The organism is Bradyrhizobium sp. UFLA05-89 (assembly GCF_059803475.1).
Map to the genome: position 1 here is coordinate 44,327 of NZ_JBANBA010000008.1, position 21,631 is coordinate 65,957.

Genomic DNA, 21,631 nt, shown 5'->3' on the forward strand with positions numbered 1-21,631 from the left:
GTTGGTACATGTTGGCGCTGGTCGCAACCGGGACCGTGATCAACTACATCGATCGAAACATATTGGGCGTCTTGGCCCCAACGCTCCAGCATGAGCTGAATTTCTCGACCCAACAATATTCCTATATCGTTGCAACGTTCGGCCTCTGCTACGCGTTCATGCAGCCTCTTGCGGGCTACATCGTCGACTTCATTGGCCTTCGACGCGGATTTTCTCTTTTTTCCGTTGCTTGGGGGGCTGCCTGCGCACTGCATGCATTGGCGGGCGGCTGGCTGTCGCTGGCGCTTTTCCGGGCCTTGCTGGGAGTTTCTGAAGCCGCGGCCATTCCATCCGCAGTGAAGACGTTTGGCATTTGGTTTCCGGCGAAGGAACGATCCGTCGCAGCCGGCTGGGTCACCACAGGCAGTTCGATCGGCGGTGCGATCGCCCCGCCCCTCGTAATCTGGCTATCGCTCGCTTGGGGATGGCAGGTCGCGTTTGTGATCAGCGGCACGATGGCTGCCGTCTACGGGCTGCTGTGGTTCTTTCTGTATCGCGATCCGGAGCAGCATGGCCGCCTCGGCGAGGAGGAGCGCACGTACATCCTGGAGGGACAGGACGCATCCGTGCTTGCCAAGCCCTCGTTCAGCGAGGTTCTGGCGAAGCGTCAGTTCTGGGCCATCGCGGTCGCGCGGTTCCTGACCGAGCCGGCCTGGCAAACCTTCAGCTTCTGGATTCCGCTCTATATGATCACCGCGCGCGGAATGGACATCAAGCAGTTTGCCTTGTTCGCATGGCTGCCGTTCCTTGGCTCCGACCTCGGCTGCATCCTCGGCGGATATTTGGCCCCGCTGCTCGTCAGAATGTTCGGCATGACGCGCATCAATTCGCGGATTGCGGTCGTCGGTATAGGCGCATCCTGCATGATCGGTCCGGGGCTCCTCGGGCTGGTCAGCGGCCCGATCGCTGCGATCATGCTCTTCTCCCTTGGTGCGTTCGCGCATGGAATGCTGTCCAGCCTCCTCTATGCCCTCGGCACGGACGTGTTCGAGAAACGGGATATCGCGGCGGCGACAGGGATGTGCGGCATGGCAGGTTGGATCGGTGGAACGCTATTCTCGCTCCTGCTCGGGCAACTATCTGGCGTGTTCGGTTACGAGCCGTTGTTCGTCTTGCTCTCCGTCTTTGACATTGTTGCCTTTCTGGTCGTCGCGATAGTCATCGGTGAGCGGCGCGCGACGGCAACACAGGTCAGCGGTCTTGCTTCTGCGTAACGAGAACCGGACGGCCTTCTTCCCCAAAGCGAAGGAGGCCGCCGAACCCAGCATGACGGAGAACGAAGTTGCAAGGGATCTTTGAGCTGGCCGAGAGTGGGGCGCGACTCCAGATCGCTCCGGCGCTCGGAGGTCGCGTGATCGATCTTCGTCTGGGGCGCGACGGCGTGCCACGAGACATTCTTGTCCCGAACGTTCTCTGCCGGAGGAGCCAGTCACGCTCTATCGCAGCGGCTGGGATGGAACGTTCGAAATTCGCAGGTTCAACCGCGACGTCATCCGCATATGGGCGGATGCGACGTTCGGACACTTGGTCGTGCACCAGCCTGGATAGGCGCAATACCTTTGCGTCGAGCCGACCAGTCACGCGGCTGACGGATTCAATATGACGGAAGCCGGGATACAGGGCGCCGGCCGAGTGGTCTTGCAGCCGGGCCGAAGCCTTCAGGGGGCCGTCCACATTTCGCTGGAGGCTTGAGGCGTGCAGAGGGAGATATCGATATGAGCGCGGAAGATCGGCTGCTGCTAACGGGCGGGGCGGGCAGCGTGGCGAGGATGACGATTCCCCACTTGCGGCGCGCTGGATTCAAACTGCGTCTGCTCGACCGGAGCAAGTTCATTGAGTCCAGCGAAGACGAGCAGGTCGTGTGCGACCTTGCCGACCAGAACGGGTTGCGCGCGGCCATGTCGGGCTGCCGTGCCGTCCTGCATTTGGCTGGTTGCACAACGGATGCTCCGTGGCAGGATCAGATCGCCGGGAACATCGAGGGGTGCATCGCCGTCTTTGAAGCGGCGCGAGCAACCGGTGTCGAGCGTGTCATCTACGCCAGCAGCAATCACGTGGTCGGCATGTATCCCCGCAATCGCCGCCTGAGCGCCGATAGTCCCTTGCGTCCGGACAGCCGCTACGGGGTGACCAAGGCCTTCGGCGAGCTGCTCGGTGCGTTCTTCGCTGCCAAGTACGGACTCCGCGTGCTCTGCATCCGGATCGGTTCGGCCGAACCGGAACCGATCGATCGACGACGACTCTCGATTTGGCTCAGTCCTCGCGATTTCGCGCAGCTCGTGGCCATTGGCGTACGGAAGCCCGATTTGAGATACGCGGTGGCATATGGTGTCTCGGACAATGCGCGTTCCTTCTATGATGGCGCCGAGGCCGACGTGCTCGGTTACAGGCCACTCGACCGGGCGGAAGACTATGCGGCTGCGATCATCGAGAAAGATCCGTACCCCGCCATGGACGCAATCTTGAGGCCCGGCGAATTCGCGCAGGGCGGTTCGTTCGTCGATGGCGAGTTCGTCGGCTCTCCAAGCCGCCTTTCCGAGTGGTGAGAAACGACCAGAATGCGAATGCAGAATGCGCATTGCAGCAGTTGAAGTTTACGAGCTCGACATACCGTTCGCGGACGGAGGAGATGGCATTGATCTCACGCCGCAGCGGTGGGACCGGTTCGAAACCGTCCTCGTACGGATCACAGCGGAGAACGGACTTGTCGGCTGGGGGGAATGCTTTTCCTACGCGTGCCGGCCAGCCGTTTCGGCCGCGATCCTCGACATGGTGGCACCTCTGATCGTCGGGCAGGACGTCTCGGATCCGGCCAGGTTCACGATGGATCTCCAGCGCAGGCTGCAAGGCTTAGGGACCATCCGAGGAGCGTATCCGTGATCTTGATGTTCGAAGACAGCATTGACGGCATCCCGGCGATTCACGCGGCACCACGCGATGCCATGGAACGGCCGCTGCCGACCGTCTTCTTCTTTCACGGCTATCGATCGTCCAAGGAAGTCAGCGCGTTCTTCGGATACATGCTAGCGAGGGCCGGACTCAGGGCCATCCTGCCGGAAGCAGACATGCATGGCGCGCGCTTCGATGGCGATGACGCGGTCCGGCTCGGCCGATTCTACGAGATACTCAAACGCTCGATCGACGAGCTTCCGGCCTATCGCGATTTCTACGAGCGGCGCGGACTCCTCGATACCCGGATGATCGGTGTTGCCGGGACGTCCATGGGCGGCTTCGTCACGCTGGGTTGCCTCGCGCGCTACGATTGGATTGCGGCTGCCGCAAGCTACATGGCATCAGGCTATTTCCGGGATGCCGCGCGGACTGTCCATCCACCGCTCGGCAGCTTTGCCGAGCAGACGCGCGAGGAACATGATCGACGCCTGAAGAGCCTTGCCGATTACGAGGTGACAAACCGGTTGCATGAGATCGGTTCGCGGCCGCTTTTCATGTGGCACGGTCAGCGCGACGAAGTGGTTCCCTATGCAGAAAGCGTTCGACTGCAGGCCGATCTGCTCTCCCACGGCTATGGCGCCCGCCTCGAATTTGTCGGTGATGCGTTCGCCACCCATCGCGTGAGCGCCGATGGCGCCGCGCGCGGGGTCGCATTTCTCGCCCGTCATCTCTCGTCCGCTCGGACGTGACACAGGGACAAGGCACCGATCCAAGCGCGCGGCGTGGTGCCGACCGCGCTACATAACGGCGTCCTGCTGTTGACCTTCCCCATCGAGGCGCGCAACGTCGGCCTCGTCGTTATCATCGACGTGATTCCGCCGTTTTAGGAGCTGGCCCGTGACCGCACCGATCCAAGGCATCATTCCCGTGATGCTGACCCCCTTCACCGAAGCGGATGCCATCGACTTTCAGGGGCTCGAAAACCTCATTGAGTGGTACATAGCAAACGGCGCGGATGCGCTGTTCGCCGTGGCCCAGTCGAGCGAGATGCAGTTTCTTGGCCTCGATGAGCGCGTTGAGCTCGCCCGTTTTGTCGCGCGAAAGGCAGCAGGCCGGCTGCCGGTTATTGCGTCCGGCCATATCAGCGAATCGCGCCAAGATCAGTTGACCGAGCTCACCTCGATTGCCGCCACCGGTGTCGACGGCCTGGTATTGGTGACGAACCGCCTCGATCCAAAGGACGAGGGAAGCGCCGCCTTCATGGATCATCTGCGCTGGCTGCTCGATCGCCTGCCGGCCGATCTGCCGCTCGGCCTGTACGAATGCCCCGCGCCGTTCCGCCGGCTCCTCTCCGACGAGGAGCTGAGATTCTGCGCCGAGAGCGGACGGTTCGTGATTCTCAAGGACGTATCCTGCGATCTCGCCACCGTGCAACGCCGGGTGGCGCTGACGAAGAACTCAAAACTTGCCGTCGTGAATGCCAATGCGGCGATCGCCTTCGATGCGATGAAGGCCGGCTCGCGAGGTTTCACTGGCGTGTTCACGAACTTTCACCCGGATCTGTACAAGTGGCTCATGACACGCCATTCCACCGAGCCGGCACTGGCGGACGATCTTTCCGTCTATCTCGCGCTTGCCGCGATGGCCGAGCCGATGGGCTATCCCAAGCTGGCGAAATTGTATCACCAGCGGCTCGGTACATTCTCCTGCATCGGAAGCCGGGCCGTCGACTTCGACATCCATGAGCGCTTCTGGGCGCTCGATGCGTTGGTCGACAAGATCATGCAGGGGCAGGCGAGCTTCCGCGCCAGGATTGCGGCGACGCGCTGAGCATCGTCGCCGCCACCTGGCACGATTCTCCGGTCGGCGCTTCCGCAAAACACATGCGGCGCGGCCGAGATCGACCGCGCCGCTGTGCCTTGCACTACAGAGCTGAAGCGTCAGTACTCATCCGGAGCGTAGGCCGGCGCGCCCCAGCCGGGCTCGGCGTATCCATAACCCGGGCCCCAGTAGCCATACGTGCTGGTGTGGTGCCAGCCGCCGAGGCGTCGGCACTGGCCGACCCCGGCCATCAACTGGCCGCCGCTCATCGCGGGGCCGGACGCGCCTACGGCGTTTTCACTCGACGGGGTACACCAGCCCGGACCGCGTCCCGCGGCGAGGCTGGGGCTTGCAGTCGCGAGCGGCAAAATCGTGGCCATCAGTGCGGCCGCGCTCACAAGTTTCATACGTGTCATGGTTGTCTCCATGTCCCGGTTTGACAGGGGACCAATCCCTGCCGCTAGCAGCCGTTCCTCAACGAACGGTCGCGATTTCGCGAGCCATCGGGTTTCACCGGGTTTCGCGGAACACCGTGATCTCGTTTACATGAGTCCGATTTAGCGAGCGCGCGCCATCATCTGCGCGCCACCAGTACGCCAAGCAGAAAGGCCACCAGCAACGATGGCAGCGGCGCCTCGCGAACCATGCCGCGGACGATGTCTGGCCAATGTTGGTCGGTGCCGGTCTCGCCTGCCGGCCAGATACCCCATTCCGATGCAAGCATGCCGATTTCGCGCGATGTAAGTCTTGAGGCGTCGCGGATGCGGAAGATCGCAGCCTCCGCGCGATCGCGCGCCGGCAGCGCCATCAGCGTGGCGAGCGCGGTGCGCAGCGTCATCTCGCCGTAGCCTTGCAAGCGAACTGACTCCTCCGGGTCGGATGTCATGCGACTTCTCCCTCACGCAGCGAAGTGACGGGCGATCGTGAAGACAGCGGTCGCGCAGAGAACCAGCGTCGAAACCGCGCCGGCGACGCAGCGCGCGAGGCGGGCGCGTGTCAGGTGCCTTGCCATGTTCCTCTCCTCTTCTTTTCGAGAGAAATCGTGGCGAGGCCGGTTGGTTCCTTACGGATGTTGAACAAGACTCTGCGACAGTTTGGTCCGAGAGCCGCGAATGGCGGTCAAGGTATCATCGATCAAGAGCTGCTTGATTTGGAAACGATTCTAAAGTGTGCGAATGCGAAGGAGCGCACGAGAATTGCAGCCCATCTCCCGTCCGCCCGGCCGGCCGCGCGAGTTTGACCTGGACGTGGCGCTCGACAAGGCGGTGCGAGTGTTTTGCGAACGCGGTTACCATGCCACGTCGATCGGGGATCTGACCGCGGCAATGGAGCTTGCGACAGGCAGCATATACAAGGCGTTTCGAGACAAGCATGCCGTGTTCCTCGCCGCGCTCGAGCGCTACACGGCGCGGCGCCAGGACGAAGTTCGGCGCGCTGCCGCGCAGGGCACAAGCGGACGCGACCGCCTGCGCAACGTGCTGCTTTCCTACGTTGAGGCGTCCCAGGGCAGCGAAGGACGTCGCGGCTGTCTCGTGGTCGGCAGTGCCGTCGAACTGGCCGCCGTCGATCCGGAGATCGCGGCGTGGGTTGCGGCCCGGCTCAAAACCAATGAAGCTTTTCTCGCCGGCCTCATTCGCGAAGGGCAGGCAGACGGCTCGGTCCCTCGCCATGTCGATCCCGACGATACCGCGCGCCTGATGATCTGCATGACGCAGGGACTGCGCGTCGTCGGCAAGGCGCGACTGCCGCTCGACGGCGAGCGTCTGGTCGAGGTCGCGATGAAGCTGCTCGCCTGAATTTTTGACTAATTAGGAAACGATCGTTTCCTATGCACGGAGTGTGTGATGACGATGAATGCCACGATCGAAGCCGTGTCCGACGAGGGCGCGGTTTCGCGACGCTTGACCCTTCTGCTTGCCGCCGCCTGCGGCATGGTCGCGGCGAACATCTATTATGCGCAACCGCTGATCGGGCCGATCAGCACGGCGCTGCGCCTCTCACACGACGCTGCGGGCCTGATCGTTACCATGACGCAGATCGGCTATGGCGTCGGGCTCCTCCTGATCGTCCCGCTCGGGGATCTCGTCGAAAACCGCACGTTGATCTGCTCCGTGATCGGTCTTGGCGCCGCTGCATTGCTGGCCGCCGCCCGCGCGACGGAGGCCCTGCCATTTCTTCTCGCTGCCCTCTTCATCGGGCTTGGCTCGGTCGCGGTCCAGATCATCATTCCCTATGCCGCGCACCTTGCGCCGGCAGCAACGCGCGGACGCGTTGTCGGGAATGTCTCGACCGGCCTGATGCTCGGCATCATGCTGGCGCGGCCGGTTTCGAGCTTCCTGACGTCGATCGCCTCGTGGCATGCCGTCTTCTTTGGCTCGACTGTGCTCATGATCGCGCTTGCTTTCGTGCTCTGGTGGGCGCTGCCGCGGCGCATGCCGGTTGAGCGGTTGCATTATCTCGACTTGCTGCGATCGATGCCGCATCTGGCGCGGAGCACGCCGGTCCTGAAGCGCCGCGCGCTCTATCAGGCCTTTCTGTTCGCAGCGTTCAGCCTGTTCTGGACGGTGACGCCGCTTCTGCTGTCGAGCCCTGCGTTCGGCCTGTCGCAGCGCGGCATCGCGCTGTTCGCGCTCGCTGGCGTCGCCGGCGCCGTGGCCGCGCCGATCGCCGGACGGATCGCCGATCGCGGACATAGCCGCGGCGCGACGCTCGCCGCCATGCTGCTGGTCGCCGCCGCCTTTCTGATCACGCATGTCGGCGTCGCCGGCTCCACGCTGAATCTCGCCTGCCTCGTCATCGCGGCGATCGCGATCGATTTCGGCGTGCAGGGCAACGTCGTCCTTGGCTTTCGCGCGATCTTCGCGCTCGGCCCGGAACACCGCAGCCGTCTCAACGGTCTCTATATGGCGACGTTCTTCACGGCTGGTGCCGCGGGCTCCGCGCTCGGCGGCTTTGCCTTTGCGCATGGCGGCTGGATCCTTGCCTCCTGGATCGGCTTTGCGCTGCCGGCCGCGGCGTTGATCTACGCTGCCTTCGAGTGAGGCACCTGGCGGCACGGGCAAGGATTCGGAAACTATCTGGCGTCTCTCCGTCCGCCGCTAACGAATCGAAAAAGGTTCTGACGCAACTTTGGCTCCAGCGAATGGGAATTGGGGAGTTTTCGAAATGGACGGGAAAGCCATCCTTGAGAACGTACGACGCTATCGGGCGATCGCGTCACTGCACCGCCAGACCGCCGCGTTCCGGCCGCACCAGAGCTGGTCTCTGCTGGAGCAGGCGGGCGAATGGGAATCCCGCGCGCTGGCGGAGCTCGAGGCGTACTTCGCCTGCGGCGATCGTCGCTGGTCCGGGCCCGCTCAAGCCGGTCGGGAACTGATGGCGGCATAGGCGCCAATCCGCAAACGGCCGAGACGAGTTACGGCGTCAACCGTGGCTGCGCGGTGGCTATTTACCGGGCCTCACATGGTCTGTTTCCGCAGTGCACATCTATCGCGGCCCTGAACGGGTGTGCTAGTTTGGTTGGAACCTCAGCCGTGTTCGCGGCGCAAAAGGGGATTTCCAATGAGCCGCCCGGGAGCGTTCTCTGGACCGAAAATACGGCCGTGGTCCTGGCAGGCCTTTGCGTTTGCCTTCATCGTGCTGGCGGCCTCGGCTAGTCTCCAGGGCGTCTGCGTTCTCCTTGGAGCCCAGCTCTACTTCGCCGCGTTCCTGCCGGCCGTGTTCATCGTGGGGATCGTTGCAGGAGCGCCTGCGGCGGTATTCGCCATCCTGCTCGCCGTTCCGCTGGTCTGGTGGGCGTTCATGCCGCCCTTCTTCGAGTTCAGCACGCTGACCCGCGCCGACGCGCATGACATCAATCTGTTCTTCCTGTTCAGCGTGCTGTTGATCGGCTTTGCCGATCTCTGTCGTCAGACCATGACGATCATCAATGGCGGCGGCCTGAAGGGCACGGAGAAGACTGTCGCCCGTAATTCGCAGTGAGGCCGGCGAAAGTTCCGGTACCATCTCACGCCATGCGGTTCCAATCATCGCGATGTTTCATTGCTTCGGTGAAGGCGTGCTAGCACTCTGCTGAACGAATCGCGGGCTGGGACTGTAATGACGACCTTCAATAGGATATTCACCACCGAGCGCTTGCTCCAGATCATCTGCGTCCTGGCAGCGGCGCTGATCATGAAGCTGATAAGCTGACGTTCGACCGGGGCATCGATGCGGCTACTGCGGGGGCCAGCGAGGGTACCGGCCGGCCGGAGAGCTTGCTTCCCGCGGAATAAACGCGGCCTCAGTCAGCGTCCGCGCAATTCCGGCACGTCCGGCAGGTAGTTCGAACCCTCCGAGCCCAGAAAATCGAACATCGCCTGCGCCGGTGGCAGCAGCACCTTGTCGCTGCGGCGGATCACGTACCATTGCCGGACGATTGGCAGGCCCGCGACGTCGAGGATGATGAGACGGCCCTCGGCGAGTTCGTGCGCGACCGTGTGCGCGGAGATGAACGCGATGCCGAGGCCTGCGATCACCGCCTGCTTGATGGTCTCGTTACTGCTCATCTCCATGCCGATGATCGGCTCGAGATCGGACTTCTGAAACATGCCTTCCATCAGCGTCCGCGTGCCGGATCCGGGCTCGCGGGTGAGGAAAGTCTCGTGCACGAGGTCGGTCAGGTTGAGGCCGGAATCCTTCTCCAGCCAATGTCCCTTGCGCGCGACGATGATGTGCGGGTTGCGCCCGAGCTGACGCACGTCGACCGTGACATCGGCCGGTGGCCGGCCCATCACCGCGAAATCGAGATCGTAGCCGTGCATGGCCTCGCGGATGTCCTCGCGATTGCCAATAGTGAGCTTGATCTCGATCTTCGGATAGCGCTGCGAGAACGCCGCAATCGCGTGCGGCACGAAGTATTTTGCGGTCGAGACCGCGCCGAGATGAACCGTGCCGCCGGTTCGCCCGGCCAGAAGATCGAGCGCGCCCTGACAATCCGCGATCGCAGCTTCGACGCGATCGGCGAGCGCAAGCACCTCCTTGCCCGCTTCCGTCAACAACATGCCGTCGCCGGTTCGCTGCACCAGCGGCAGCCCCGCCAGATCCTGCAATTGCCGAAGTTGCTGGGTGACTGCCGGCTGCGTCAGCCCGAGGTGCGTCGAGGCCGCCGTCACGCTGCCCTTTGCCGACAGCGCGGCGAGTGACCGAAGCTGCCGGATCGTCAGATGCCGGAGCTGGGTCGCTGGATGGCCATTATAAGAAAATTCTTTGATGGTCATTATGAATAGAAATTTTCCTTATTGCGTCAGCTCTGTCAATTTCTTCGTGCTGGGACCAGCCGCTCCACTCCCGATCCGGGAACAAGGATAGCGGCGGCCGCGAGGGGATGGACGCAACATGACCGGGCAACTCAGGCTGGACGACTATCTTCAACGGTATTCTGAAACCGCCCCTGAGGCGCTGGCCGTGGCAGGTGCGGTGGATGCCATCGCCGCCGCTGCGATCGATATCGCCGACCTCACCGGCACCGGACAGCTGTCAGATGCCTCGGGTCTGACCACCGGCTGCAACAGCGATGGCGATCTGCAGCGCGACCTCGATCTGCGGGCGGATGCTGTCCTGCGCCGCTGCCTCGGCCAAGCGCAGATCGCGGCGCTTGCCTCGGAGGAGATGCGCGAGCCTCAGATCGTCGACCGCGCGGCAAAAATCTGCGTAGCGATCGATCCGCTCGACGGCTCCTCCAATATCGACATCAACATGACGGTCGGCACGATCTTCTCGATCCTGCCGGCCCCTGATGATCTTGGCCTCGCCTTCCACCAGCGCGGCTCGGCGCAGCTTGCGGCGGGCTTCGTCACCTACGGTCCGCAGACCTCGCTGGTCCTGACGCTTGGCGATGGTGTTGACGTCTTCACGCTGGATCGCGCGCGCTGTTTCCGCCTGGCGCGGCGCGGCGTGCAGATCCCCGAGACGGCCGACGAGTTCGCGATCAACGCCTCGAACCGCCGGCACTGGGATGCGCCGGTGCGCGCCTTCGTCGACGAATGCCTTGCCGGCGTCGACGGTCCGGCAAACCGCAATTTCAACATGCGCTGGGTCGCCTCGCTCGTCGCGGAAGCCTATCGCATCCTGACTCGCGGCGGTGTGTTCCTCTATCCCTCCGACGCGCGCCCCGGTTACGGCGACGGCCGCCTGCGCCTGACCTACGAGGCGCATCCGATGGCCTTCATCATGGAGCAGGCGGGTGGTGCGGCTTCGACCGGGCGCGAGCGCATCCTCGATCTCGCTGCGCACAATCTGCACCAGCGCGCGCCGCTGATCATGGGCTCGCACCACGAGGTGCGGCGGGTCGAGGAGCTGCATTGCGATCCGCTGCTGGTCGCGAGCGTCTCCGCGCCGCTGTTCGCGCGGCGCGGCTTCTTCCGGCTGTGAGGAGGATAGCGTATGTCCAGGAAGCATCCGATCATCTCGATCACCGGCTCGTCCGGCGCCGGCACGACCTCGGTCAAGAAGACCTTTGAGCAGATCTTCTTTCGCGAGCGCGTCAATGCTGTCTACATCGAGGGTGATGCGTTTCACCGCTACGACCGCGCGGAGATGCGCACGCAGATGGCGAAGGAGGCCGAGCGCGGCAACAAGCATTTCAGCCATTTCAGTCCCGAGACCAACCTGTTCGAGGAGCTTGAGCGGGCGTTCCGCGACTATGGCGAGACCGGCACCGCGGTGACGCGCCACTACATCCACGACACCGAAGAGTCTGCACTGTATGGCGCGCCTCCCGGCACCTTCACCGAATGGGAGCAGCTGCCGGAGAATTCCGACCTCTTGTTCTACGAAGGCCTGCATGGCGCCGTGGTCACCGACAAGGTGAACGTCGCGCGCTATGCCGATCTGAAGATCGGTGTCGTGCCCGTCATCAATCTCGAATGGATCCAGAAGCTGCACCGCGACCGCAGCGCGCGGGGCTATTCGACCGAGGCCGTCACCGATACCATTCTGCGGCGGATGCCAGACTACATCCACTACATCTGCCCGCAATTCACCGAGACCGACATCAATTTCCAGCGGGTGCCGACGGTCGACACGTCCAATCCATTCATCGCGCGCTGGATCCCGACGCCGGATGAATCGATGGTCGTGATCCGCTTCAAGAACCCGCGCGGCATCGACTTTCCCTATCTGCTCTCGATGCTGCCGCACAGCTTCATGTCGCGTGCAAATTCGATCGTCTGTCCGGGCGCCAAGCTCGATCTCGCGATGCAGCTCATCCTGACACCTTTGATCATGCAGCTGATCGAGCGCAAGCGAAGCATGAAGTGATGCACAGCAACGACAACAACGGGAGGGTCCGATGAACATCTCGGTTCATGCCGAAGCCGACCTCAGCGCGGTCAGCCATGCTGACCTCGCCAACGCCGTCCGCTTCGTCGCGGTCGATGCCATCGAGCAATCGCAGTCCGGCCATCCCGGCCTGCCCATGGGCATGGCCGACGTCGCGACCGTGCTGTTCTCGCGCTTCCTCAAGTTCGACGCGGCGCATCCCAACTGGCCGGATCGCGACCGCTTCGTGCTCTCCGCGGGCCATGGCTCGATGCTGCTCTACGCGCTGCTGTATCTTACCGGCGGCGCCGTCAGCCTCGACGACATCAAGGCTTTCCGGCAATGGGGCTCGAAGACGCCGGGTCATCCGGAATATGGCCACACGCCAGGCGTCGAGACCACAACGGGTCCGCTCGGGCAGGGGATCGCTACCGCGGTCGGCATGGCGCTCGCCGAGCGCATGGCCAACGCGCAGCATGGCGATGGCCTCGTCGATCACTTCACCTACGTGATCGCCGGCGACGGTTGCCTGATGGAAGGCATCAGCCAGGAGGCGATCTCGCTCGCCGGCCATCTCCAGCTCGGCCGCCTGATCGTCCTGTTCGACGACAACGGCATCTCCATCGACGGGCCGACCTCGCTTGCGACCTCGGACGACCAGCTAGCACGCTTCGCTGCGTCCGGCTGGTCGGTGCGCCGCGTCGACGGGCACGATCCGGAGGCGGTCGCGCAGGCGATCGCGGAAGAGCGCCAAACCGCAGGGCCGTCACTGATCGCCTGCCGGACCATCATCGGCTACGGCGCGCCGGATCGTCAGGGAACCGAGAAAGCGCATGGCGCGCCGCTCGGCACCGAGCAGACGGCGGCAGCGCGAAGGACTCTCGGCTGGGACTATCAGCCCTTCGTGGTACCGATCCCGATCCTCAAGGCGTGGCGCATGATCGGGCAGCGCGGGCAGGTCGACCGTCTCGCTTGGCTCGATCGCTATGAGTGCGCGAGCCCTGCGCAGCGCGAGCTGTTCATCGAGGGCAAGGTTCTGGCCCTGCCGAATGCCTATGCCCAGGCGTCGGCGAAATTGCGCGAGCGCTTTGCCACCGAGCGTCCGAAGCTTGCGACGCGGCAGGCTTCGCAACAGGTGCTCGACGGCATCGCCTCGTCGATCCCGGGCCTCGTCGGCGGCTCGGCCGATCTGACCCATTCGAACCTGACGCATGCGAAGACGCAGGCTCCCGTCACGCGCGGCAGGTTCGCGGGCGACTATATCCACTACGGCATTCGCGAACACGGCATGGCAGCCGCGATGAACGGCATTGCGCTGCATGGCGGCTTCATCCCCTATGGCGGGACGTTCCTCGCATTCTCCGACTACAGCCGGCCGGCGATCCGGCTTGCAGCCCTGATGCAGCTGCGTGTCATCCACGTGATGACCCACGACTCCATCGGACTTGGTGAGGACGGGCCCACGCACCAGCCGGTCGAGCATCTCGCGGCGCTGCGCGTGATCCCGAATCTCCTGGTGTTCCGTCCCGCTGATGCCGTTGAGACGCTGGAAGCCTGGGACTGCGCGCTGGAAGCGACGACGCGTCCCTCCGTGCTGTGTCTGTCGCGTCAGGCTTTGCCGACCTTCCGCAGCGATGCGCGCGGCACAAATCGCGTTGCACGCGGCGCCTATCTCGTCGTCACGCCTGACGGCGGCCGCGATGTGACGCTGATTGCAACCGGCTCGGAGGTTTCGATTGCGATCGAGGCCGCGCGCCTGCTCGCGACCGAGCACATCCGCGCGGCTGTTGTCTCCGCGCCCTGCTTCGCGCTGTTTTGGGAGCAGCGAGAGGAGTACCGCGCTGCCGTGCTGGGCACTGCGCCGCGCGTCGGCATCGAAGCCGCGGTCCTCGGCGATTGGCCGCGCTGGATCGGCGCGGACGGCGAGTTCGTCGGCATGCGCGGCTTCGGCGCTTCTGCGCCGGCGCCTGTTCTCTACCGCGAATTCAACATCACACCACCGAGCGTTGCGGAAGCGGCCAGGCGCTCGGTCGCCCGCGCGAGGGAAGGAAAAGCAGCATGAGCTTGCGTGTCGGCATCAACGGATTTGGACGGATCGGCCGCAACGTGCTGCGCGCGATCGCAGAGTCCCGCCGCAACGATATCGAGGTGGTGTCGATCAACGATCTCGGACCGGTCGAAACCAATGCACATTTGCTCCGATATGACTCTGTCCACGGCCGCTTCCCGGGCGAAGTCAGGGTCGACGGCGACACCATCGACATAGGTCGAGGTCCAATCAAGGTGACCGCGATCAAGGACCCTTCGCAGCTTCCGCATCGCGCGCTCGGCATCGATATTGCGCTCGAATGCACGGGCCTCTTCACCTCCCGCGACAAGGCGGCTGCGCATCTTCAGGCCGGTGCAAAGCGCGCGCTGGTCTCGGCGCCCGCGAGCGAGGTCGATCTCACCGTCGTGTTCGGCGTCAACCATCTTAAGTTGACGGGCGATCACGTCGTAGTCTCCAACGCCTCGTGCTCGACCAACTGCCTCGCGCCGCTTGCCCAGGTGTTGAATGAGACCGTCGGCATCGAGAAGGGTTTCATGACCACGATCCACTCCTACACCGGAGATCAGCCGACCCTCGATACTCTTCACACGGACCCTTACCGCGCCCGCGCCGCGGCGCTGTCGATGATCCCGACATCGACTGGCGCGGCCAAGGCGGTCGGGCTGGTCCTGCCGGAGCTCAAGGGCAAGCTCGACGGCGTGGCGATCCGCGTGCCGACACCAAACGTCTCGGCGGTGGATTTCAAGTTCGTGGCCAGGCGCGCAACGAGCGCGAAGGAGATCAATGACGCCGTGCAGGCCGCCGCGAATGGCCGGCTCAAGGGCGTTCTGGGCTTTACCGGCGCGCCCAACGTCTCGACCGATTTCAACCACGACCCGCGCTCCAGCATCGTCCATCTCGACCAGACCAAGGTCATGGACGGCAATCTGGTGCGGGTGATGAGCTGGTACGACAACGAATGGGGTTTTTCCAATCGCATGGCCGACACCGCGGTAGCGATGGGCCGGCTGATCTGAACCGAAAGACGAGAAACGAACGGAGACGTCCCTTGGCTCGCATTACCCTTCGGCAACTGCTGGATGACGCAGCTCACCACGGCTATGCCGTTCCGGCGTTCAACATCAACAACATGGAGCAGGGCATCGCGATCATGCAGGCGGCGGCCGAGGTCGATGCGCCCGTGATCATGCAGGCCTCGCGCGGCGCGCGCAGCTATGCCGGCGATCTCATGCTCTCGCACATGATCGATGCGCTGGAGCGGACCTATCCGGACATCCCACTCTGCCTGCATCAGGACCACGGCAATGACGAGGCGACCTGCGCCAGTGCAATCGCCCATGGCTTCACCTCCGTCATGATGGACGGATCGCTGAAGGCCGACGCCAAGACGGCGGCTGACTACGACTACAACGTTGCAATCACCCGCCGCGTCGCCGACCTCGCGCACTGGGTCGGCGCCTCCGTCGAAGGCGAACTCGGTGTGCTCGGCTCACTCGAACATGGTGCAGGCGAGCAAGAGGATGGCCACGGTGTCGAGGGCAAGGTTAGCCACGATCAGTTGCTGACCGATCCCGATCAGGCCGTCGATTTCGTCCGTGCCACCGGGGTCGATGCGCTGGCGATCGCGATGGGCACCTCGCACGGCGCCTACAAGTTCAGCCGCAAGCCGGATGGCGACATTCTGGCGATGCGGGTGGTCGAGGATATCAATCGTCGGCTGCCGAACACGCATCTCGTCATGCATGGGTCTTCATCGGTGCCGCAACCACTCCAGGACATGTTCAACGCGTTCGGCGGCGAGATGCCCCAGACCTGGGGCGTGCCGGTGGAGGAGATCGTCCGCGGCATCAAGAGCGGCGTGCGCAAGGTCAACATTGACACCGACTGCCGTCTGGCGATGACAGCCGTGTTCCGCAAGGTTGCATCGCAGGCGCGCTCGGAGTTCGATCCGCGCAAATTCCTCAAGCCTGCGATGGACGCGATGCGCGATCTCTGCCGTGAACGCTTCGAGCAGTTCGGCACCGCGGGCCACGCCAGCAAGATCAAGGTCATTTCCATGAGCGAGATGGCGCGGCGATACCGCGCCGGCGAATTGGACCCGCGCATCGACGCCCGCGAACCCGTCGCGGCCTAATCAATCAGAAAGAGCAGAGAAGAGCAGGAGAGAGACATGAACGCACATGCAGGCACGGTCCGCGGCAAAGAGCGCTATCGCTCCGGCGTCATGGAATACAAGCGCATGGGTTATTGGGAGCCCGACTACACGCCGAAGGATACCGACGTCATCGCGCTATTCCGCGTGACGCCGCAGGAGGGTGTCGATCCAATCGAGGCCTCGGCGGCGGTCGCCGGTGAATCCTCGACCGCGACCTGGACGGTGGTGTGGACTGATCGTCTGACCGCGGCGGAGAAATATCGCGCCAAGTGCTACCGCGTCGATCCGGTGCCGGGCACGCCGGGCTCGTATTTTGCCTATATAGCCTACGACCTCGACCTGTTTGAACCGGGCTCGATCGCGAACCTCTCGGCTTCGATCATCGGCAACGTTTTCGGCTTCAAGCCACTGAAGGCGTTGCGACTCGAGGACATGCGCTTCCCGGTCGCCTATGTGAAGACGTTCCAGGGGCCAGCCACCGGTATCGTGGTCGAACGTGAGCGGCTCGACAAGTTCGGCCGGCCGCTGCTAGGGGCAACGGTGAAGCCGAAGCTGGGCCTCTCCGGGCGCAACTACGGCCGTGTCGTCTACGAAGCACTTAAAGGTGGGCTCGACTTCACCAAGGACGACGAGAACATCAACTCGCAGCCTTTCATGCATTGGCGCGACCGCTTCCTCTATTGCATGGAGGCCGTCAACCGCGCACAGGCCGCCTCGGGCGAGGTGAAGGGCACGTATCTCAACGTCACCGCTGCGACGATGGAGGATATGTATGAGCGCGCCGAGTTCGCCAAGGAGCTCGGCTCGGTCATTGTCATGATCGACCTCGTCATCGGCTACACCGCGATCCAGTCCATGGCGAAATGGGCGCGCCGCAACGACATGATCCTGCATCTGCATCGTGCGGGTCACTCGACCTATACGCGGCAGAAGAGCCACGGTGTGTCGTTCCGCGTCATCGCCAAATGGATGCGGCTTGCCGGCGTCGACCACATCCATGCCGGCACCGTGGTCGGCAAGCTCGAAGGTGACCCGAACACCACGCGCGGCTATTACGACGTCTGCCGCGAGGACTTCAACCCATTGAAGCTCGAGCATGGCCTGTTCTTCGACCAGTCCTGGGCGAGCCTCAACAAGATGATGCCGGTTGCCTCCGGCGGCATCCATGCCGGCCAGATGCACCAGTTGCTGGACCTTTTGGGCGAGGACGTCGTGCTGCAATTCGGCGGCGGCACGATTGGTCATCCCATGGGGATTGCTGCAGGCGCGACAGCCAACCGCGTGGCGCTGGAAGCGATGATATTCGCCCGCAACGAGGGCCGCGACTACGTCCACGAGGGGCCGGAGATCCTGGCTAAGGCAGCGCAGACCTGCACGCCGCTAAAGGCTGCGCTCGAGGTCTGGAAGGACGTGACCTTCAACTACCAATCCACCGACACGCCGGACTTCGTGCCCACGGCGCTGGAATCCGTTTGAGGAGACATGCGATGAAGTTGACGCAAGGGTGTTTTTCCTTCCTGCCTGATCTCACCGATGATCAGATCTACAAGCAGGTGCAGTACTGCCTCGCCAACGGCTGGGCCGTGAACATCGAGTTCACCGATGATCCGCATCCCCGCAACACCTATTGGGAGATGTGGGGTCTGCCGATGTTCGATCTCGCGGACGCCGCCGGCGTGATGATGGAGCTCGCCGAATGCCGCAGAGTTTATGGCGACCGCTATATCCGCATCAGCGGCTTCGATTCCAGCCATGGCTGGGAGTCGGTGCGGATCTCCTTCCTCGTCAACCGGCCTGCAAAGGAAGCCGAATTCGAGCTGGTGCGGCAGGAGGTTGCTGGACGCGCGATCCGCTACACCACCGTTCGCAAGCCGGTTGAGCACGCTTCGACTTAGAGAGCATTCATTTCCGCGCGGAGCTCTCCCTGCTCCGCTTCCTTGGCGGACAACTGCTTCGCCGTTCGTTCGCGGCGAAGCCCTTTTCTTCGAGATGCCCATGCTTGATCTGCCCGATGTGAAAGCCACCGAGACGAGCGAGGCCATTTTCGATCTCCGCAAGGAGGCCGAAGCGGCAGGAATCACCGAGACGCTGCGCGAGCTCGATCAGGAGCTGATCGGACTAAAGCCGGTGAAAAGCCGGGTGCGCCAGATCGCTTCGCTCCTCCTCATCGAGCGGATACGCCAACGCGCCGGCCTCGTCGCGGCGCCACCGACGCTGCACATGTCCTTCACGGGCAATCCGGGCACCGGCAAGACCACCGTCGCGCTGCGCATGGCAAAGATCCTTCACGGCCTCGGTTTCGTGCGGCGGGGGCAGGTGATCTCGGTGACGCGTGATGATCTCGTCGGGCAATATATCGGCCATACTGCGCCGAAGACGAAGGAGATCTTGAAGAAGGCAATGGGCGGCGTGCTGTTTATCGACGAAGCCTACTACCTGCATCGTCCCGACAACGAGCGAGACTACGGCCAGGAGGCGATCGAGATCCTGCTCCAGGTGATGGAGAACCAGCGCGAGGACCTCGTGGTCATTCTCGCCGGCTATGGCGAGCGGATGACGAATTTCTTTGCCTCCAATCCCGGCTTCCGCTCGCGCATCGCCCACCACATCGAATTTCCCGACTATTCGGAGCCGGAATTGCTCTTTATTGCGGACTTGATGTTACAGGAGCGGGGATATCGCTTCTCTACTGCCGCGCGCGAGGCTTTCGAAAGGTACATCGCGCTGCGCCGTACGCAGCCGTTCTTCTCGAATGCGCGTTCGATCCGCAACGCGGTCGATCGCATCCGCCTGCGGCAGGCCGATCGGTTGGTTACCGATCTCGATCGCATGCTTGGGATCGCGGATCTCGAGACCATCGATTCCTCGGACGTGCTGGCGAGCCGCGTATTCAGCGGCGGCGGGGCCGGTGAGCGGAGCGCAAAGCCATGATACCCGAGATTGTCATCGCCCCCTCGATCCTTGCCGCGAACTTTGCGAGTCTCGGTGAAGAGATCGCCGCGATCGATGCGGCCGGAGCCGACTGGATTCATTGCGACGTGATGGATGGGCATTTCGTGCCCAACATCAGCTTTGGTGTCGACGTGATCAAGGCGATCAGGCCGTTCACGACCAAGACGTTCGACGTTCATCTCATGATCGCGCCGGCCGATCCCTATCTCGAAGCCTTTGCCAGGGCAGGTGCCGACATCATCACGGTCCATGCCGAAGCCGGTCCGCATCTCGATCGCTCCTTGCAGGCGATCCGCGCGCTTGGCAAGAAGGCCGGCGTGAGCCTGTGCCCGGCAACGCCGGAAGCCGCGATCGAATACATACTCGATCGCGTCGACCTCATTCTTGTGATGACGGTCAATCCGGGCTTCGGCGGGCAATCGTTCCTGGGATCTCAGATCGAGAAGATCCAGCGTATCCGCGCGATGATCGGCGATCGGCCGATCCGGCTTCAGGTCGATGGCGGCGTCACGCGCGACAACGCGGCCGTCGTTGCGGCTGCCGGCGCGGATGCGCTGGTGGCGGGATCGGCGGTGTTCCGCGGCGACGGCAGTACCAACTACGCGGACAACATCGCCGCGATCCGACTGGCTGCGGAGGCCGGCCGGGTTCCGAAGCTGCAATATGGTTCGTCTTCGCTGGCGCGAAAGGGCAAGAGCGAGCTGATTCGATAATCGCGGGGCAAGCGACGCCTTCGGGGCGATGTAGGGTACGAAGTCGGGCATCCACTTGGTCGAACGGTATTCCGATCCGATCGGCTCAATCTCCGCTGCACCAAATGAGAGAGCCGCCGGTTCCAGTTCCGCGCGGCTCGGGAAGTCGCGAGCTGCATGCTGATCTGTCGCAGCCCCTGTGTACCGCCGTTACCTTGTTTGCGGCCATACGAGAAAATTTGTACCGAAAATTGCTGCATTTGGTTGTGACTTGCCCCACAGATGCCGCAACTTTGTGGCACCAACAGAATTGAGGGCTCGGCGAAACTTTCCCAAAGTTTGACCCAGGGCAATGCCAGCGGGTCGACGTTCGCGTTAACTCTTTCAGAGTAAAGAGTGGTCCACGCAACAAATGTTTCGCACGAGTGCAATGGGTGTGACGCAAACCGGCGAAATAAGCCGGGCGTAGCCAAGGTGGGAGATTCTCATGGAGAACGTGCGTCGGTACCGTGCTCTGGCGTCCTTGTGCCGTCAGCAGGCGGCATATCGACCCCTGCAGAGCTGGGATCTTCTCGGTCAGGCCGAGCATTTCGAACATCTCGCCGAAGCCGAGCTGAAGGCTCACTTCGATGCGTGCAATACAAAGGGCTCTGACGACGCAGCAGCCCCGACAGATTGGCAGCATACCGCCGCCGCGTGAGGCGCAAAGCTGGCGCTAATGCGACATCAGCGTCGGGACCGTCATGGTTTGCAGCATCGCGCGCGTGACGCCGCCCAGCACGCGCTCCTGCAAGCGCGAATGGCCATAGCCGCCCATCACGAGGAGATCGAGGCCCTCGTCGGCCGCGAGTGACAGGATGGTCGGCTGAATGTCGGCGCGGGTCGCCGACAGGCCGACGATCCGTGCTTCCAGCCCGAGCCGTGCCAGATGCCTTGCGAGCTGATCGGCCGGAGCCGCGCCGGGCCCTGACGTCGATTCGTTCACCGTCATGATGACGATCTCCCCGGCCCGCGACAGGAACGGCATCGCGTCGCGCAGGGCGCGCGCCGCGACGCGGCTGCCATCCCAGGCGATGCCGATACGCCGTGTCTTGAAGGGGGCGCGGAAGATATGCGGCAGGAACAGCACCGGCCCACCCGCCTGGAACAGGATTTCCTGCGGCAGGTCGCTGTCGAAGGATCCATGATCTGCATCGGGCTGCAGCACGACGCTGAGGTCATGGAGACGCGCCATCGCGCCCACCATGTCGATCGCATCCGCCGGGATCGCTCCGATTGGGTGGCAGTGATGGGAAATGCCGGCACGCTCGGCTTCCGTCTCGAACACCGTGAGCGCCGTTTCAGCGCGCTCCATCGCTCGTTCGCGCTCCATCTCGAACACGGCGGCCACCGCCGCTCCGCCTTCCATCACATAGGCCGTGCTGGTTGCGACATAGCCGACCGACACCGCATCGAGGTGGGCGTTGAAGCCGGCTGCGAGCGACACCGCGCCGTCGATGACCGGGCGCATTGGTCGTTCGGTCGGAATGTGGACGAGAATGTCTTTGATCATGGCGACGCCTCCGGCGGAGATCATTTCCACGCCGTAATTTTTCACCGATCCTTCGATGCGCGTTGACCTGCATCAAGCCGGCCAGCCGCGGCGGCGCGTCGCAGCTTCTTTGCCAAGAATTAATCGCGCGGACGGGACGTCGTAATGTTGCGTCGTCAATGTTGAGAGCAAGGCGACTG

Annotated in this window: 23 protein-coding genes; 19 read left to right on the forward strand and 4 right to left on the reverse strand. The window is 63.3% G+C overall.

What is annotated here, in order from left to right; all coding sequences use genetic code 11:
• Positions 1 to 35: 35 nt before the first annotated feature.
• From SO139_RS06555 to SO139_RS06575, 5 genes are all read left to right on the forward strand, one after another.
• Positions 36 to 1,253 (forward strand): MFS transporter, encoded by a 1,218-nt coding sequence (locus tag SO139_RS06555; protein WP_498539796.1) that lies wholly within the window; start codon positions 36 to 38, stop codon positions 1,251 to 1,253.
• Between the two features lie 501 nt (positions 1,254 to 1,754).
• Positions 1,755 to 2,585 (forward strand): NAD-dependent epimerase/dehydratase family protein, encoded by an 831-nt coding sequence (locus SO139_RS06560; protein WP_449378731.1) that lies wholly within the window; start codon positions 1,755 to 1,757, stop codon positions 2,583 to 2,585.
• Between the two features lie 25 nt (positions 2,586 to 2,610).
• A complete protein-coding gene (locus SO139_RS06565; protein ID WP_449378730.1) occupies positions 2,611 to 2,919 on the forward strand; it encodes a hypothetical protein in 309 nt (102 codons plus the stop codon).
• A 5-nt stretch (positions 2,920 to 2,924) separates the two neighbouring features.
• Complete coding sequence (yjfP, locus tag SO139_RS06570) at positions 2,925 to 3,680, forward strand: esterase (RefSeq protein ID WP_498539836.1); 756 nt, start codon at positions 2,925 to 2,927, stop codon at positions 3,678 to 3,680.
• Between the two features lie 148 nt (positions 3,681 to 3,828).
• Complete coding sequence (locus SO139_RS06575; RefSeq protein WP_498539797.1) at positions 3,829 to 4,761, forward strand: dihydrodipicolinate synthase family protein; 933 nt, start codon at positions 3,829 to 3,831, stop codon at positions 4,759 to 4,761.
• A gap of 110 nt (positions 4,762 to 4,871) precedes the next feature.
• Here SO139_RS06575 and SO139_RS06580 read toward each other — a convergent pair whose 3' ends face one another.
• Both SO139_RS06580 and SO139_RS06585 read right to left on the reverse strand, forming a co-directional pair.
• Positions 4,872 to 5,168, reverse strand: coding sequence for a hypothetical protein (locus SO139_RS06580; RefSeq protein WP_498539798.1), 297 nt, complete (start codon positions 5,166 to 5,168; stop codon positions 4,872 to 4,874).
• Positions 5,169 to 5,326: 158 nt separating this feature from the next.
• Positions 5,327 to 5,638 (reverse strand): hypothetical protein, encoded by a 312-nt coding sequence (locus tag SO139_RS06585; protein WP_498539799.1) that lies wholly within the window; start codon positions 5,636 to 5,638, stop codon positions 5,327 to 5,329.
• A 310-nt stretch (positions 5,639 to 5,948) separates the two neighbouring features.
• On the opposite strand from SO139_RS06585, the gene SO139_RS06590 reads away from it, so the two are divergent.
• The 4 genes from SO139_RS06590 (at position 5,949) to SO139_RS06605 (ending at position 8,733) form a co-directional block, all read left to right on the forward strand.
• Positions 5,949 to 6,548, forward strand: a complete 600-nt coding sequence (locus SO139_RS06590) for a TetR/AcrR family transcriptional regulator (RefSeq protein WP_498539800.1) — start codon at positions 5,949 to 5,951, stop codon at positions 6,546 to 6,548.
• A gap of 48 nt (positions 6,549 to 6,596) precedes the next feature.
• Complete coding sequence (locus tag SO139_RS06595; protein ID WP_498539801.1) at positions 6,597 to 7,793, forward strand: MFS transporter; 1,197 nt, start codon at positions 6,597 to 6,599, stop codon at positions 7,791 to 7,793.
• A gap of 124 nt (positions 7,794 to 7,917) precedes the next feature.
• Positions 7,918 to 8,139, forward strand: a complete 222-nt coding sequence (locus SO139_RS06600) for a hypothetical protein (RefSeq protein WP_449378724.1) — start codon at positions 7,918 to 7,920, stop codon at positions 8,137 to 8,139.
• Between the two features lie 174 nt (positions 8,140 to 8,313).
• Positions 8,314 to 8,733, forward strand: a complete 420-nt coding sequence (locus tag SO139_RS06605; RefSeq protein WP_449378723.1) for a DUF4118 domain-containing protein — start codon at positions 8,314 to 8,316, stop codon at positions 8,731 to 8,733.
• 305 nt (positions 8,734 to 9,038) lie between these two features.
• Here the strand turns inward: SO139_RS06605 and SO139_RS06610 are convergent, their stop codons facing one another.
• Positions 9,039 to 10,010: a LysR family transcriptional regulator gene (locus tag SO139_RS06610; protein ID WP_449378722.1), complete on the reverse strand. Its 972-nt coding sequence runs from the start codon at positions 10,008 to 10,010 to the stop codon at positions 9,039 to 9,041.
• Positions 10,011 to 10,128: 118 nt separating this feature from the next.
• On the opposite strand from SO139_RS06610, the gene SO139_RS06615 reads away from it, so the two are divergent.
• The 10 genes from SO139_RS06615 (at position 10,129) to SO139_RS06660 (ending at position 20,600) form a co-directional block, all read left to right on the forward strand.
• Positions 10,129 to 11,163 carry a class 1 fructose-bisphosphatase gene (locus SO139_RS06615; protein WP_498539802.1) on the forward strand — a complete coding sequence of 345 codons (1,035 nt, stop codon included), beginning with the start codon at positions 10,129 to 10,131 and terminating at the stop codon, positions 11,161 to 11,163.
• 12 nt (positions 11,164 to 11,175) lie between these two features.
• Positions 11,176 to 12,051 (forward strand): phosphoribulokinase, encoded by an 876-nt coding sequence (locus SO139_RS06620; RefSeq protein WP_449378720.1) that lies wholly within the window; start codon positions 11,176 to 11,178, stop codon positions 12,049 to 12,051.
• A gap of 31 nt (positions 12,052 to 12,082) precedes the next feature.
• A complete protein-coding gene (gene tkt / locus SO139_RS06625) occupies positions 12,083 to 14,113 on the forward strand; it encodes a transketolase (protein WP_449378719.1) in 2,031 nt (676 codons plus the stop codon).
• Positions 14,110 to 15,117 (forward strand): type I glyceraldehyde-3-phosphate dehydrogenase, encoded by a 1,008-nt coding sequence (gene gap, locus SO139_RS06630; RefSeq protein WP_449378718.1) that lies wholly within the window; start codon positions 14,110 to 14,112, stop codon positions 15,115 to 15,117. The genes tkt and gap overlap by 4 nt, the downstream gene beginning before the upstream one ends.
• Positions 15,118 to 15,149: 32 nt before the next feature.
• Positions 15,150 to 16,235 carry a class II fructose-bisphosphate aldolase gene (fba, locus tag SO139_RS06635; RefSeq protein WP_449378717.1) on the forward strand — a complete coding sequence of 362 codons (1,086 nt, stop codon included), beginning with the start codon at positions 15,150 to 15,152 and terminating at the stop codon, positions 16,233 to 16,235.
• A 36-nt stretch (positions 16,236 to 16,271) separates the two neighbouring features.
• Positions 16,272 to 17,732, forward strand: a complete 1,461-nt coding sequence (locus SO139_RS06640; RefSeq protein ID WP_449378716.1) for a form I ribulose bisphosphate carboxylase large subunit — start codon at positions 16,272 to 16,274, stop codon at positions 17,730 to 17,732.
• 11 nt (positions 17,733 to 17,743) lie between these two features.
• On the forward strand, positions 17,744 to 18,151 hold the full coding sequence (locus tag SO139_RS06645) for a ribulose bisphosphate carboxylase small subunit (protein WP_449378715.1): 408 nt from the start codon (positions 17,744 to 17,746) through the stop codon (positions 18,149 to 18,151).
• A 100-nt stretch (positions 18,152 to 18,251) separates the two neighbouring features.
• Entirely contained in the window at positions 18,252 to 19,187 is a 936-nt protein-coding gene (cbbX, locus tag SO139_RS06650; protein ID WP_498539803.1) for a CbbX protein, read from the forward strand.
• Positions 19,184 to 19,921: a ribulose-phosphate 3-epimerase gene (gene rpe, locus SO139_RS06655; RefSeq protein ID WP_449378713.1), complete on the forward strand. Its 738-nt coding sequence runs from the start codon at positions 19,184 to 19,186 to the stop codon at positions 19,919 to 19,921. The genes cbbX and rpe overlap by 4 nt, the downstream gene beginning before the upstream one ends.
• Before the next feature lie 466 nt (positions 19,922 to 20,387).
• Positions 20,388 to 20,600 (forward strand): hypothetical protein, encoded by a 213-nt coding sequence (locus SO139_RS06660; RefSeq protein WP_498539804.1) that lies wholly within the window; start codon positions 20,388 to 20,390, stop codon positions 20,598 to 20,600.
• Between the two features lie 15 nt (positions 20,601 to 20,615).
• On the opposite strand, the gene SO139_RS06665 is transcribed toward SO139_RS06660, so the two are convergent.
• Complete coding sequence (locus tag SO139_RS06665) at positions 20,616 to 21,452, reverse strand: universal stress protein (protein ID WP_498539805.1); 837 nt, start codon at positions 21,450 to 21,452, stop codon at positions 20,616 to 20,618.
• Between the last annotated feature and the right edge of the window lie 179 nt (positions 21,453 to 21,631).